Annotated in this window: 14 protein-coding genes and 1 pseudogene; 12 read left to right on the top strand and 3 right to left on the bottom strand. The window is 35.6% G+C overall.

The window, feature by feature from the left end; translation table 11 throughout:
- Positions 1-95: 95 nt before the first annotated feature.
- The 5 genes and pseudogenes from DD829_RS12190 to DD829_RS12170 form a co-directional block, all read left to right on the top strand.
- Positions 96-461, top strand: a pseudogene (locus tag DD829_RS12190) (serine/threonine protein phosphatase); the annotation flags it as partial.
- A gap of 323 nt (positions 462-784) precedes the next feature.
- Positions 785-2,509: a hypothetical protein gene (locus tag DD829_RS12185; RefSeq protein ID WP_108409915.1), complete on the top strand. Its 1,725-nt coding sequence runs from the start codon at positions 785-787 to the stop codon at positions 2,507-2,509.
- A gap of 140 nt (positions 2,510-2,649) precedes the next feature.
- Complete coding sequence (locus tag DD829_RS12180; protein WP_087706606.1) at positions 2,650-2,931, top strand: hypothetical protein; 282 nt, start codon at positions 2,650-2,652, stop codon at positions 2,929-2,931.
- Complete coding sequence (locus tag DD829_RS12175) at positions 2,921-3,325, top strand: hypothetical protein (protein WP_123906851.1); 405 nt, start codon at positions 2,921-2,923, stop codon at positions 3,323-3,325. Before DD829_RS12180 ends, DD829_RS12175 begins: the two co-directional genes overlap by 11 nt.
- A gap of 85 nt (positions 3,326-3,410) precedes the next feature.
- Complete coding sequence (locus DD829_RS12170; RefSeq protein WP_165796631.1) at positions 3,411-4,541, top strand: serine hydrolase domain-containing protein; 1,131 nt, start codon at positions 3,411-3,413, stop codon at positions 4,539-4,541.
- 47 nt (positions 4,542-4,588) lie between these two features.
- Here the strand turns inward: DD829_RS12170 and DD829_RS23600 are convergent, their stop codons facing one another.
- Positions 4,589-4,753, bottom strand: a complete 165-nt coding sequence (locus tag DD829_RS23600; protein ID WP_157967254.1) for a hypothetical protein — start codon at positions 4,751-4,753, stop codon at positions 4,589-4,591.
- Between the two features lie 331 nt (positions 4,754-5,084).
- On the opposite strand from DD829_RS23600, the gene DD829_RS12165 reads away from it, so the two are divergent.
- The gene (locus DD829_RS12165; protein ID WP_076391105.1) at positions 5,085-5,363 is read left to right on the top strand and encodes a hypothetical protein; all 279 of its coding nucleotides are present in this window, start codon (positions 5,085-5,087) and stop codon (positions 5,361-5,363) included.
- Between the two features lie 47 nt (positions 5,364-5,410).
- On the opposite strand, the gene DD829_RS12160 is transcribed toward DD829_RS12165, so the two are convergent.
- The gene (locus DD829_RS12160) at positions 5,411-6,292 is read right to left on the bottom strand and encodes a cupin-like domain-containing protein (protein WP_087706597.1); all 882 of its coding nucleotides are present in this window, start codon (positions 6,290-6,292) and stop codon (positions 5,411-5,413) included.
- A gap of 617 nt (positions 6,293-6,909) precedes the next feature.
- On the opposite strand from DD829_RS12160, the gene DD829_RS12155 reads away from it, so the two are divergent.
- Complete coding sequence (locus tag DD829_RS12155) at positions 6,910-7,122, top strand: hypothetical protein (RefSeq protein WP_165814860.1); 213 nt, start codon at positions 6,910-6,912, stop codon at positions 7,120-7,122.
- 57 nt (positions 7,123-7,179) lie between these two features.
- Positions 7,180-7,944, top strand: a complete 765-nt coding sequence (locus DD829_RS12150) for a GLPGLI family protein (protein WP_108411527.1) — start codon at positions 7,180-7,182, stop codon at positions 7,942-7,944.
- Between the two features lie 72 nt (positions 7,945-8,016).
- Here DD829_RS12150 and DD829_RS12145 read toward each other — a convergent pair whose 3' ends face one another.
- Positions 8,017-8,376, bottom strand: coding sequence for a helix-turn-helix domain-containing protein (locus DD829_RS12145; RefSeq protein ID WP_108411528.1), 360 nt, complete (start codon positions 8,374-8,376; stop codon positions 8,017-8,019).
- 281 nt (positions 8,377-8,657) lie between these two features.
- On the opposite strand from DD829_RS12145, the gene DD829_RS12140 reads away from it, so the two are divergent.
- From DD829_RS12140 to feoB, 4 genes are all read left to right on the top strand, one after another.
- Entirely contained in the window at positions 8,658-11,381 is a 2,724-nt protein-coding gene (locus tag DD829_RS12140) for a Plug and carboxypeptidase regulatory-like domain-containing protein (RefSeq protein ID WP_108411529.1), read from the top strand.
- Between the two features lie 124 nt (positions 11,382-11,505).
- Positions 11,506-12,417, top strand: a complete 912-nt coding sequence (locus DD829_RS12135) for a GLPGLI family protein (RefSeq protein WP_108411530.1) — start codon at positions 11,506-11,508, stop codon at positions 12,415-12,417.
- 131 nt (positions 12,418-12,548) lie between these two features.
- Complete coding sequence (locus DD829_RS12130) at positions 12,549-12,803, top strand: ferrous iron transport protein A (RefSeq protein ID WP_076391119.1); 255 nt, start codon at positions 12,549-12,551, stop codon at positions 12,801-12,803.
- Positions 12,803-14,836 carry a ferrous iron transport protein B gene (gene feoB / locus DD829_RS12125; RefSeq protein WP_108411531.1) on the top strand — a complete coding sequence of 678 codons (2,034 nt, stop codon included), beginning with the start codon at positions 12,803-12,805 and terminating at the stop codon, positions 14,834-14,836. The genes DD829_RS12130 and feoB overlap by 1 nt, the downstream gene beginning before the upstream one ends.
- Positions 14,837-15,142: the final 306 nt, after the last annotated feature.

Raw genomic sequence — 15,142 nt, 5'->3', positions numbered from 1 at the left:
ATATGATTACAGCTGTATTAATCATTTTTGCAGGAGGAAATCCAGACAAAGTTTTCAAAACATAAAAGAGGTCGGATTTCTTCCGACCATGACTAGGATATTCGTCCATGCACGGTCCCGAAAAAGAAGTGTATTCCAGCAATTACCGTTGGGACAGAACATTGTGGGAAACAGCCGTTGCAATGGATAAAACTTTGGCGAAAGACTCCGAATTCTATCCGAAAAGGCTGCTTTTATACCACGAAATTTTCATCGGTCATACACCGACACTGCATTTGGGAAGTAAAGAACCCATCAACAAAGCCAATGTATGGAATATAGATACAGGAGCCGCATTCACCGGAGCATTAACAATCATGGATGTCTATTCCAAAGAATTCTGGCAAAGCGATTCCCTTCCGTCATTATATCCCGATGAAAAGGGCAGAAATAACTATACTGTTAAACCTAAAAACCGCTAAATATCTTCTCTAAATTGGGAAGATATTTTTTTTGATACTTAAAATCAGCGCCATCAGCAAAATCAGCGGGAGCAAAATAGACTCAGTTGGATCATTCAGACGAAGTAAGAATTAAACTGATTTTATGAAAATTCTCTTCATTTTTATACTTCCGGCATACACAATTCCTTTGCTGAGTGAAATCAAGGATTCGACGAAGTCAAACGCCTTTGCGAACGAAGAATATTTTCAAACCTTTTTTAAATAAAATATTTGCGGTCTCTGAGTTAAAAATAATAGGTTTCACAAACTTTAAGTAATTTTAAAGCCCAAAATACCACTCAATGAAACTGAAATATCTTTTCCTGCTGCTTACCTCCTCATTCATCTTTGCCCAGACTCAATTTCAGACCCCTTTTGAAAAAGGGAATGGAAATCAGACCGTTACTTATGATGAAATGAACAGCTATTATCAGAATTTAGCTAAAAATTTCAACATCATTCAGTACCTTAAAAAAGGAGAAGATGACAACGGAAAAGCAATATATGTGGTCATTTACAACCCTTTTCCCGAAAAAGATCTTGATAAATTAAGAAAAACCAAAGCCGTTTTGTTCATCAATAACGGAATTCATCCCGGCGAACCCGACGGAATCGATGCGACTATGATGCTGATGAAAAATCTGGCAACCCAAAAGATAAAGGCTCCGCAGAATTTTATTGTTGCAGCCATTTCAGCGTATAACGTAAGTGGAATGCTCAATCGCGGATCATTTTCCAGAGCCAACCAGAATGGTCCGGAACAGTATGGTTTCAGAGGAAATGCCAGAAATTATGACCTGAACAGAGATTTCATTAAAGCAGATACCAAAAATGCAAGAAGTTTTCAGGAAATTTATCAGTGGCTGAAACCGGATGTTTTCATTGACAATCACGTAAGTAACGGAGCAGATTATCAATATACATTTACTTATATTTCTACTTTTAAAGAACGTCTGGGAAATGTTTTAGGCGAATATTTTTACAATAAATATCAGGCTAAAAATTTAGAAGACTTAAAAAAACTGGGTTACGAAAGTACACCTTACGTTAATATTCATGGGGATATTCCGGAAGTTGGCTTTGCTTCGTTCGAAGATTCCCCGAGATATTCTACAGGATATACCTCGCTGTTCAATTCTCTGGGAACCGTTCCTGAAACGCATATGCTGAAACCATACGACAAAAGAGTGGATGCAACATACAAATATATGTTGGTGAATCTTCAGAATTTAGATCAGGATTATCAGAAAATAAAACAACTCAGAGTTGAAAATCTAAAACAGTACCAAGCCGGAAAACAGTACGGAATCCGTTGGAAAATAGATTCTGCAAAATATACCACCATGGATTTCAAAGGTTTTGAGGGAAAATACAAACCCAGTGAAATTTCCGGAAAACAGAGACTCTATTACGACAGAAGCAAACCCTTCACGAAAAACATCAGGCTGTTTACAACCGCAGTTCCTACAGGTTACATCACCATTCCGAAATATTATATCATTCCGCAGTCGCAATACCGTGTTATTGAGGAATTTAAAAGAAATAAAATTCAGATGAAGCCGATTCAGAAGGACAGCACGATTGCGGTGGAATCTTACAGAATCAATGATTTTAAAACCGTTAAAAATCCTTACGAAGGTCATTATCTCCATTTTGAAACAACCATAGATAAAGCGAATAAAAAGATTACTTTTTCAGCGGGTGATTACATGGTTCCGACCGATCAGGAAGGGGTAAAATACATCATTGAAACTCTTGAACCGGAAGCACTGGATTCCTTTTTCAACTGGAATTTCTTCGACGGGATTTTAGCTCAGAAAGAATATTATTCAGCTTATATTTTCGAAGATACCGCCGCAGAATTACTGAAAAAAGATAAAGATTTAAAACAGAAATTCGAAGCTAAAAAAGCAGCCGACAAAAAATTTGCCGACGACGGAACCGCTCAGCTCGACTGGATCTACAGAAATTCTCCCTACTTCGAAGAAAAGACATTCAGACAATATCCTGTTTACAGAATCTTATAAATTTTGAAATCTGATTTAATTTATTGATAATCAGTATTTAATTTCCGTATTTTTCACATGCGGAACTGTTGTTTTTACTGATGGAATTTAATTTTTATCAGGCGAAATTTGCTTTATTAAAACCAATAAAACCAACACTTATGGCAACTAAAAAGCAATTTTTCGTTTCACTGGAAGGCGTAGACCTTACCGACGAACAGCTAAAAAACATCGACAGAGGAATTCAGAATGTGGTGCTTTCCGAACTGTCCAAAGTAGACAACACTCAGGCTTTCGGAGCGCACAGAAATTTCAGAGAACTGACTAAACCCTTAAAGGTTAAAGACTGGTTTCCTTGGGGAATCATTATTTTCAAGCCGGGAATAGATCTTACCAAGCAGGTTACAGAAATCCATAATCAGATAAAAGCTTATGGAGGCTAGTTTTAACTCTTCAAAAAAGATGTGTCCCAGCTACGTTGGAAAAGTTGGGGCGCAGCTTTTCGGAGTCGTCAATAAAGACGGAAAAGTACAGTTTATAACCCCTCTTACCGTCACAGAAGATTTTATTGAACAGAATGAAAATCTGGAACAGCGATTCCGTTTCACCGGAAAATGTGTAGAAAAAGGATGCGGACAATGGAATCATGAGGAATCAAGATGTTCTTTATCCAAAAAAGTTCAGGATCTGAATTTTCCAAAAAATACTGAACTTAGCTTTTGCCCGATCCGTTCGCAGTGCAGATGGTTTTCTCAGGACGGCAAAGAAGCCTGTTTTTCCTGCAATGAAGTCACCCGAAATATGGAAGAATTACTTGTTAATAATTCAGCACAATAAAAAATCCAACGATAAAATTGGCGGCATATACTTTGAATGGTTGATAACTAAGATTTTATCTGAACATCAATTTTTCAAACTTACTATGAGGAAACTTCTAACCGCAGGTATCGCAGGAATTTCAGCATTTGTTGCTGTGGTTTTTCTTTCGGGATACGGATATATTTTTAAAGCTTTAGCCATTAATTTAAAAAAAGGACCTTTTACTCCCTCAATAGACGATGAGGAAAAATTTCCTTCACGGGTTATTCGCAACAGACATCCGAAACGATGGAAGAAACACATCAGTTACAATAAAAAGGAACTTTCTGAAAGAGTTTTGGACGAGCTAAAAAAGACAAGGGCATCTTCTCTTCTGATAATTCACGACGGAAAACTTCTTCACGAAGAATACTGGAAAGATCATGATGCTTCTTCTTTAATGAATTCCTTTTCAATGGCGAAAGGCGTTCTTTCAATCTTAACGGGTTGCGCGATTGATGACGGATATATTGAATCTGAAAACCAGTTGATTTCCACCGTTTTTCCACAATACCAAAACAGCCGTTTCGGAAAATATCTCACCTTTAAACATTTGATGACGATGCAGGCGGGATTGGATTGGGAAGAAGAATACCATCATCCTTTTGCAGAGAATTCCAGACAGTATTTTGTAGACGATCTTGCGGAGCAGGCTTTCGGAATTGGGTTCAAGGAAATGCCGGGCGAAAAGTATAAATATCAAAGTGTTGCTGCGCAATTATTAGGACTTGCGTTAAGAGAAGCAACGGGAAAAGATCTTGCAGTTTATCTTTCAGAAAAAATATGGCAGCCTTTAGGAATGGAATTACCTGCAAAATGGAGCATCGACGAAAAAGGCGTTGAAAAAGCGTTCTGCTGTATCCATGCAATACCAAGAGATTTCGCAAAACTCGGACAGCTTATCATGCAGAAAGGAGAGTGGGAAGGAAAACAGCTCATCAGTAAAGAATATTGTGAAAAACTTTTATCGCCCACAATAGAGAACGATGCATTTTGCTATACCATTTGGGCAGATGACGAAAGTGATCATCAATACAGATTTTTTTACGGCTTTTTAGGACAGTTCATTATCATGGTTCCCGAAAAAAAGATGGTGATCGTGAAAACAGGATTTTACAACAGGCTGGATGTCGATAAAAAGAAAAGACCGCTTCAGGTAAAGCTTTTGGTAGAAGAACTTACAAAACTGATATAAAAAATTAAGCTGCAGGATTTCTGCAGCTCATTTTTTTGATAGTAAACTTAGAATGAATCTCTGTAGTTTAGATTCCCTGTTGCTCCCTGCGGAAGAAAAACAACTTTTCTTTTGATGCTTTTTGCTTTTTCCAGAGCTTTAAGCGCTTTTTGACGTTCAACTTCCCGATTGAAGTGAGAGTTAATGTTCTCAGATTGTGCAGTTGCTTTCATATGTATATTTTTTGGTGTGTTACAGTGAGCTAATCTAAAAATATGCCGTTTTTAGGGTAAATCTTCCAATGAGGTATCAAAAACAGAAAAAATATTTTTTTTTAGTCCTTTCTTATTCTTGGCATAGTAGTTGAATACTCAATTGCAACTATTAAAAAATAAACAATAAGGGATCTTAAATATTTCCCGGAGCAATTCGGGAATATTTTTTATCACTAATTACAGGAAAAACACCAATCACTATAAATATTAATACTTTTGACTAAATCCCTGGTTATTCCGGGGATTTTTTCTTATGCTTTTATTTGATAACTTTACAGAAAAATAGTTCATGGCTTATATAATTAAAACAACATCAGACGGTTTGATTTATGTGAAAGCGTCGAACGTTATCCACGTAAAAAAGCCAAATGCACTGGAAGGAGCAAAGGTTATGGGACAGCCATTGGTTATTAATGTGAATCATATTGGCTTTCTGAGCTACAATATCGAAGGTCATGTTACATTCTTTATGGCAAGCGGGTTCGAGATCTCAATGAAGATATTTTACGAAGAAGCGGAAGAGGCTTTTAACTGTGCAAAAGGAAGTATCGAAAAGATCATCAGGTAAATTTTAATCAATGAAAAAGACGTTTCAGCCGAAACGTCTTTCTTTTTTTATCTTGGTAAGCCTCTTTTCAGAGCAATTTCTGCTCTTTTTACAGCGACTTTTTCTTTCCAGTCCATGTATTTCTTCTTGAAGTTCTTCTTCATGATATCATCAAATTTGCGCTGTACGGTAAGATTCCATAAAGAATGCGCCTTCACCGCCCAGGATTTGTCCCATGCTCTCAGCGAGATAGAAAAACTTCCGTCCAGATATTTCATCCAATGCCACCATCCGGTTGGCATAAACAATGTGTCGCCATGCTCAAGATAACATTCAATACCTTCTACGCCGTCTAAAGCGGGGAATTTTGTGAAGTCAGGATTTTCAATATCATAATCTTCCAGCGCATACGTTGCGTAAGGAATCTGGTACAGTCTTTCTTTCCATTTGTAATCGAACAGTAGAATATGTTTTCTTCCGTTAAAGTGGGTATGGAAAATATGAGCCATATCAATATCAAAATGCAGGAACGTTACAGAACCTTTACCTCCGAAAAACATATTGGGATATTTGTCCAGAAATCCGCCCATTAATTCTTTAGGAGAAATATAATCTTCCAGAAGTTTCGGGGCAAATTTTATCGGGTCAAAAAGGAAAATTCTAAGATCGGTAGGTTCTCTCTGGATAAGATCGATATAATCCCCGAATTTCATTTTGGCTGCAGAAGCGTTAATGGGAGCTGCAGGATCTGCCTTCGAGCTGTCGTACAACGGAACTTCCACATCACCTACTACTTCCTTCATGTACTCCATGGTCCATTTCTGGTACGCTGGCCATTTTCTTGCCATGTTCTTAATGACAACAGGTTTTCTCGGCTTCAGATACTTTTCAATGAATTCTTCCTGAGTAATATCATCTACAATATCTATAGGCTTTAAATTGATTCCCATTTCTTAAAAATTTAATGTTACAAAATTATTAAATAAAAATATATGTTAACGGATTTAAGCTTTTTTTAATCTATGATTCAAATCATTTTTAACTATTTAGACTAAATAAAAAACTGAAAAATAATCTTAAGGGCATAAAAAAACACCCTGCAAAAAGAATTGCAGGGTAAAAACACAATTTGATGAATAAAAATTCATTTCTTCCCGCTAAAATAAAAAATTATTTATAACTGATTTTTGTGCGGATGTGAATATTATAAGCAAAAAGACAGAAAAATTTCTATCCCATTCTATAAAAAGTTTCGAATGTATTTAAATATAAAACACAAAATAAATTTTGATGAATTTTATTAATTTTTAAATAAAAAATATTTTTTTTCCTACCCAATAAATACGGCGTAATTTGCTGATTTTCTTATGCAGTAACTTTACAATATTATTCATAATTTTATGATATGACACAAATGAGAAATTCGCGAAACATTTTGCGGTGCTCTACCGTAAGATGTATTTCTTTAAAGTCATCATGATGCATCATCCGAACTGTACATTTATTCTAGGCAAAATTGTATAGCTAGGGAAAATTGATTATTAACGATTCTAAAAAAACAAATTTTATGAAAAAGAAGATTTTATTTAGCGCCATGATGGGTATTTCAGTGAAGGCGTTTGCGAAAACACTTCAGGCTGTTTGGACTTCAACCTGCGGAGTGAAACATTATACAACATTTACCGGAGATTGGAGTCAATCTGATATGGCTTTATGGATTGCAGAAAAGAATGCAGACGAGTGTGGTAATTATCCTTCAAGTGTAACTTTTAATCCTTAAATTAAAAACTCTGTCTCAAATTATTATTTTGGGACAGAGTTTCCAAATTATTACATCATGAAATCAAAAAAAATATTTCTTTTACTTGCCATCTTTTTTAGTTTTTTTTCTTTTTCACAAAAAATTTCTTTTGTTCCTTCTATAAGAGTTACATATGACTCCACTTTAAACTTAGGAGAAAATTTTAAAAAAGAACAAAGATTTGTTTTGATAGGAAATTCACAGGATTATTATTTTGGAGCAAATCAAAATTATTTAAATGATACAGGACAATACGAAAGTAAAGGTGTTGATCTGAGAGCAATCAGCGATTATTTTCAAGAAAGGGTTATTGGGAAAATCGGAATAATCAATACCTTTTTAACAGTTACCGAAAATAAAATAAGATATCAGGAGGCTTTAAAATTACAATGGGTTCTTTATTCTGATACAAAAATGATAAATGGAGTCAAATGCCAAATGGCGGCAACAAACAAATTCGGAAGACGATGGATTGCGTATTTTTCTAAAGAATATTCTCAGTCTTTAGGTCCCTATAAATTTAATGGATTGCCGGGTTTAATTTTTGAATTGTATGATACCCGGGATGATTATCATTTTACAGCATCTAAAGTAGAGAAATTTGATGATGAATTTAGTTTTAATATAGGAGTATTTAAAAAATATAACAAACAAGATTACTTAAAAGCTTCTTTTAATCTCAGGTTTACATCAGCTTCTTTACCTGTTTTACAGGGAGAAATGAGAAAGGAGTTTGATGATATGATGAAAAGAAAGCAAAAAAGATTTAGCAATCCTCTCGAATTAAAACCTTTTGAATAATACTTTACATTCCTACAAAAGATAAAAAGAAAAGAGCCCTAAAACTAATGCTCAAAACACAAATGTCCCGACTTATCTTTTCAAAATTTTTATCAGTTCTTCAAGCTGGGAGCTGATTACTTTTGCTGCTTCAGAATCTGTGATATTGATGATAATTCCCTGTTGAAAATCTTTTTGACCAATCGAATTATCGTGCATTTCAAAATTGTCCTGTGAATTTGAAACTGTTGATTTTTGACCATCTTCAAAAAGGTCTTGAATTTTCACCTGAAAAATTTCGGCAAGTTTCGGAATATATTGAGACTTAATATCGGTGATTTCATTTTCCCAGTTGGTGTATGTATTTCTGTCTAATCCCAACATATCGGCAATTTCCTGTTGAGAAAATTTGGTTTTGCTTCTCAGCCTTTTAAGATTAGTTCCCACTCCCATAAGTGAAATTGTTTTTACGAATGTATAGATTTAGCCAAAGAATTAATAATAAAAAACCTCAAAAAGTCAGTTCTTTCGTGAAATATGGCTTGATAACAAAATCCAAAGAAAATTTTTCATTCGGGAAAAATTTTTCCTTTAAAAAATAAAGTTCAGGACATTAAAAAATATCACTATGTTTGTAGTGATAAAAAGAGGTTTAACTTTTGGGCTTAAATACAATCTTTATACTCGTGTAACAAAACGCTTTAACCATTAACTAATTAAGCAAATAATAAATTATGAAAAAGAGAATATCTTTATTCCTGATGATTTTTTTCTCTGTGATCGCTTTTGCACAGAAAACGGTTTCGGGGAAGATCACGGATGAAGACGGGGTTGGAATCCCAAGTGCAAGTGTAACGGTGGAAGAGCTGGGAAAAGATGCTATTCTTGCCTATGGAATTACCAACTCGAAAGGAGAATACAAAGTCACCTTCACTTCAGGAGAATCCAATGTAGACCTTAAAGTAAAGGCTTTTAACCAAAGACCTTTAACGAAGCAGATCAGCAACAGCGATCAGACGCTCAACTTCAAAATGGATTCTGAGGCTACGGAAATTAAGGAAGTGAAACTTAAAACAAAAATGGTTACGGCAAGAGGAGACACCATTTCCTACGATCTTAAAGCGTTCGACAGCAAGAGCGACAGAACATTAGCCGATGTTTTGAAAAAAATGCCGGGAATTGAAGTCAATACAGATGGAACGATTCTTTATCAGGGAAATGCGATCAATAAATTCTACGTCAACGGAAAAGATTTAATGGAAGGAGGATATGGAACCATCAACAACTCACTTCCGAAAGATGCGGTACAGAAAGTTGAGGTACTGGAAAATCACCAACCCGTAAAAATCTTACAGGATAAAGTGCCTTCCGATCAGGCAGCCATCAATATCAAACTGAAAAATTCTGTTACCATGACGGGAAGAGGAGAAGTAGGAGTAGGAGGAAGTCCGCTTTTATGGAATGTAAAACTTACGCCGATGTTCTTCGGGCAGAAAAGTCAGTGGGTGGTTAACTACAAATCGAATAACACCGGAGAACAGGTAGAAAACGAAGGGAATATTCTGTCTTTCGGAAACGTCTGGGAAGGAAGAAGAATCAACGCCGCACAAAACGACTGGCTGAATGTAGAAAATGCAAGTACGCCGAATACACCTGTAAAAAGATATTTAATGAACAGTGTTCATTATGTTTCTGCAAATTATCTTACCAATATAGACAAGAAGAAGGAATGGGAGTTAAAAGCAAATGCAAACTATACCAACAACGCAGTTGAAAGAGAAGATTATAGGGAAACGACTTATCAGAACGGATCAAAAATTATTAATAGTACAAGAAATAATTTCTATACGGATAAAATTAAAGGAGAATTAATTTTCACTAAAAATGCGAAAAAAGGATTCTTTAAAAATACAACGAGCTTCAGCCAATTTTGGAATGCAGATAGAGCCAACGTTGTAAGAGATGGAAGAACCGGAGCTGAATCTGTACAATCTCCAACTTCTTCTTTTCAAAACTCTTTAAGCACAATTATTCCATGGAAAGAAAAAATGGTGAACTTTAAATCCTATATTAACTATCAGGATGATAACCAGACTCTTCAGGTAACTCCTGCAAGTTATATGCAGATTCCGTATAAGGTAAGTGAAACAGCCATAGGAAGAATCAATTTTGCTCCAGGTTCAATTGCAGAACAAATGTTTAGATTAAAAACTTTAGATACTTCACATTCTGCAAACATAAGTTTTTCTACAAAAGGATGGACATTTACTCCACAAGTAGGATTTGATTTTTCATCAGATCAGTTAAATACAAATTTTAACGGATTAGCAATTCCTTCATCTCCGGGAAATATGCAACCTGATTTTAATAGTCCGGCTTATGAAAATGATTTGAGATTTACAGAAATTAATCCCAACGCTTCTCTTGGAATTAACTTTAAAAATGATTCGTGGAGTTTGTTTGCTAATTTTCCAGTGAATTTCAACAATATCAAGGCGGAAGATGACTTGAGAGGAGTTTCAAAGTCTTTAAACAAAACGACATTTACTCCGAATATTTTTGCACAATATACTTTTGCTTCTTTCTGGAAGCTAAGCCTAAATGGAAATATCAGTAATAATTTCGGAGATATTAAGTCAGCTTATGCAGGATACATGTTGTTATCTCCTACAGGATTTAATGTGATGGATCCAAAAAATCCAATTCCACAAACTACAACATCAAGTGGAGGAACAAGAATTGAATATAGAAATCCCTTAAATAATCTATTTTTTAATGTAAATTACTCTTTAAGCGACAGTAAAAGAAACCTTCTTGGTTCTCCAATATTAGATCCTACAACAGGATTCACATTAATGCAGTATAAAGATCAGGAAAACCATTCAAAAAGTAATAGGTTCAGTGCAGAGGTTGGAAAGTATTTCCCTAAGTTTAAAACAAATGTTTCTGTAAGCTATGGCAATACAACTTCGATCTCGGATGCGTTCTTATCAGATCCAATCTTAGGAGAACAACAATTTAAGAATAAGAATAATTCCCAGACTTACGGGTTCAAATTTAATAACACATATTTCAGTTGGATGAGCTTAGATTATAATATGAATCTTTCAACAACTAAACAAGACAGTCGTGGGGGATTATTAGGAACAAATAAAGGCTATAATCATAATTTGGCAGTATTTTTCTACCCAATTGAAAATCATACAATAGGTTTTAATTGGGATCAAGTAAATACAATAAATGAAAATAATAAATACAATAATCCATTCTATGATATTTCTTACCAATTTACATGGGCTAAAAAGAAAATAGATTTTGAACTAAAATGGATGAATATTGCTAATCGCAGAGTATTTGAGACATATAATTTGGATGGTCAGTTTGGATCGACTACTTACACGAGAATTCAGCTTCGACCAAGTCAGGTCATGTTTACTGTAAAGTTCAACTTTAAATAAAATCAAAACCAGTCTTCAAAGGCTGGTTTTTTTATTTGATAAAAGAAAATTCAGAAACAAATTAAAAAAAATATGTAACAAAAATCTGAAACCGCTAACTAATTGTATAAACATTCTATTTAAAATGAAAAAACTATTTTCAATATTTCTGGTTGCATTTTTTGCATTGGTAAGTGCACAGGATAAAGACTCTAAAGAAACTGCCAACCGTTTTTTTTATGAACTTACTTTCAAGCCGAAAAGCGATTCTGCAAAACTGGAAAAAGTAATGACGGTTTTAGACATCGTGAAAGACAGGTCCGTTTACAGAGATTATACCATGCTTGCTCAGGATTCTATCATGAAAGTTCAGATTGAAGCAATGCAGAAGTCGGGAGTATTCAAAGATATGTCGAAGTCTATCAGAATGCCGAAATTCTCAGAAAAAGTGGTTAAAACATATCCTGATATGAAAATCCAGTACATCGAAAGAATTGCAAGCGGATTTTCACCAATGGGAATTGCCTACACAGAAACTCCGAAATTCGACTGGAAAATTTCTAACGAAAAAGAAAAAATAGGAGCCTATAATGCTCAGAAAGCTACGGCTGAATTCGGAGGAAGAAAATGGACAGCTTGGTTCACTACAGAACTGCCTTTTCAGGATGGTCCGTATAAGTTTTCAGGACTTCCGGGCTTGATCGTTAAAATAGAAGACGATGCAAAAAACTATTCTTGGGTGCTTCAGGGAAACAGAAAGGTACAGAACTGGGAAGAACTTTCTTATGCAGAAAAAATTTCCAACATGAGCTTAAAAGTAACAGAAATGCCGCGGGAAAAATTCGAGAAAACATTTAACGAGTTCAAGAAAGATCCTTTCGCTACGGCAAGACCGATGATGACGCAGGAGATTATGTCTAAAACAATTCCGGGAATGGACGGAACGATCGGTGATATGATGAAAAAGCAGGAGAAAATGTATAAAGATTTCTTCAACGCAAACAACAACCCGATCGAACTTACCCAGTCTGCTTCTACAGACAAAAAGAAAAAGTAACATTCATATTTACTAAATTATATTTGAATCAACCCAAATGCTTTCACGCATTTGGGTTGATTTTTTTCATAGAATACGTTATTTAGATTAAATTTAAATAGCGTATATTTGCACTTACAAAAATATCGGCTTTGAAACATAAGGATTTACATAAGTTGAGCGGATTTCCCAAAAACAGACTGGGGAAAATAGTAGGATATGATAACGACAGCCTGAAAATGCCCAACAAGATCATCGAAATGGGGCTTCTTCCGGAAACTTTCTTCAGGATTTTGTATCAGGCGCCGTTCAGTGGTCCGATGTATGTGGAATTTGGTGATGAAAAAAGCCGTATTGCTCTTCGTGAAGAAGAAGGAGATTATATCATCGTTGAAGAATTGAATTAATGCAGAGCGCTCACAAAAAACAGATCCTTTTAGTCGGGAATCCAAACGTTGGAAAATCTACGGTTTTCAATGCCTTAAGCAATAAAAAGCAAAAGACCGGAAATTACGCGGGAGTTACCGTGGCAAGCCATTCCGGAACATACAGTTATAAGAACGAAGAAGTTGAAATTATTGATTTACCGGGTTCTTACAGTATTTATCCAAGTTCGGAAGATGAGGCGATTTTTTCTAAATTTCTTATTGATGAACAGCAAAATTATGCCGGAGTTATCTATATTCTCGAAGCATTAAGCCTGAAAAGAGGATTGCTTTTATTTCAGCAGATTCAGGATCTGGGAATTCCGATGGTTTTGGTCGTCAATCAGATTGATCAGGCAGAAAGAAGAGGAATCACGATCAATATCAATAAATTATCTGAGTCTTTAGGGATAAAAGTTTTTCAGACCAATGCCAAAGAACAGATCGGGATTGAAGAAATAAAAGAAGCCGTTCATCTTAATCAATTTGTAACAACCGAGAAAATTTCTTTCGAAACCCCTTCCGAACACAAAGATTTCATCAGAAAATTATCCCTTCATAAAGGATTTGATAATGAATATAAAGCATGGATGAGCCTTTCTCTGGGAACAGATCTGGAGAAGCTGGAATCTATTGTAGGACTCATCAACGAGCCGGATTCCAAAAGTCTGGTTCCGAAAAGACTGCAGGTTCAGGAAACGGTAAGAAGATATCAGCATGCAGATAAAATTCTGTCTGATGTTATTTCTAAAAAACCGCAGTTCAAAGAACTTTTAACAGAAAAATTAGACAAAGTTCTGGTTCATAAATTCTGGGGATACGTCGTTTTCCTTTTGATTTTATTAATCATTTTCCAAAGTGTATTTTTCTTAGCCGAATATCCGATGAACTGGATCGACAGTTTCTTTTCTTGGTTAGCAGCTTTCACTTCAGAACATTTACCGGAAGGACCTGTCAATTCATTGGTTTCGAACGGAATTATTCCGGGAATCGGCGGAATTGTAGTGTTTGCACCACAGATCGGAATTTTACTGTACTTCCTTTATCTTTTGGAAGATTCGGGATATATGGCGAGAGTGGTTTTCCTAATGGACCGTATTTTAAGACCTTTCGGACTGAACGGTAAAAGTATTGTTCCTTTGGTTTCCGGAACAGCGTGTGCAATTCCGGCAGTTATCTCAACAAGAAATATCGAAAATTTAAAAGAAAGGCTGCTTACCATTTTGGTTACGCCTTTTATGACGTGTTCTGCTAGACTTCCGGTGTACAGCATCATTATCGGGCTTATTATTTCAGACGGAACGTTTTTAGGAATAAAATACAAAGCTTTGGTTTTAATGGGAATGTATTTACTTGGATTTTTAGTCGCATTATTTTCCGCAGCCATTCTCAAAAGATTTATCAAAAATAAAGGGAAAACCTATCTTGTGATGGATTTACCGACATACAAAAAACCGCTCTTTGCCTACGATTTTAAAATGGTTTTGGGCAAAGTATGGGAATTCATTACTGGAGCCGGAAAGATTATCTTCATTGTAAGCATCATCATCTGGTTTTTAAGCTATTTCGGTCCAAAACAGAAGCCGGATCAGTTTGTGGCAACCAATGTGGAACTGGATCATTCCTACCTTGCCAAAATGGGAAAAGGAATTGAACCGGTAATTGCTCCTTTAGGCTACGACTGGAAAATGGGCGTCGGAATTCTGACAAGTTTCGTGGCAAGAGAAGTGTTTGTAGGAACCATGTCTACCTTGTACAGTCTTGAAGATGATGCTCCCGAAGTAAAAGTAATCGATAAAATGAGACGCGATGTAAAACCGAACGGTGAGAAAGTATTCAGCTTTGCAACCGGAGTTTCCGTTCTCTTATTTTACGCATTTGCAATGCAGTGTGTTTCTACACTTGCAGTAGTCTACAGAGAAACCAAAAGCTGGAAATGGACCGGCTTACAGGTGGCAATGATGACCGGTTTGGCATATTTTGTGTCGATGATAGCCTATCAGATTTTAAAATAATGGATACTTCCTTACTTTTACAATATATCATTGTCTTACTGATCGTTGCATTCGCGTGCTATTCTTTATTCAGAATATTGAAAAAGAATTTTGCACCGAAAAAGTTCAGTTCCAAAAGACGCAGCTGCGATAAAGATTGCGGGTGTTCGTAGATCTTGAATAAATTTTTCAAGAGCTGTTTCCCGCTTTTCGCACTCGCTATTTTAGAGTTTCGGCGGGCTTTGCCTAGTCATGGTCGGAAGAAATCCGACCTCTTTTATGTTTTGAAAACTTTGTCTGGATTTCCTCCTGCAAAAATGATTAATA

Source organism: Chryseobacterium sp. HMWF035, assembly GCF_003094695.1.
Taxonomy (GTDB): Bacteria; Bacteroidota; Bacteroidia; order Flavobacteriales; family Weeksellaceae; genus Chryseobacterium; species Chryseobacterium gambrini.
The sequence above is the reverse complement of the archived record's forward strand: the minus strand, read 5'-3'. Positions and strand labels throughout refer to the sequence as shown.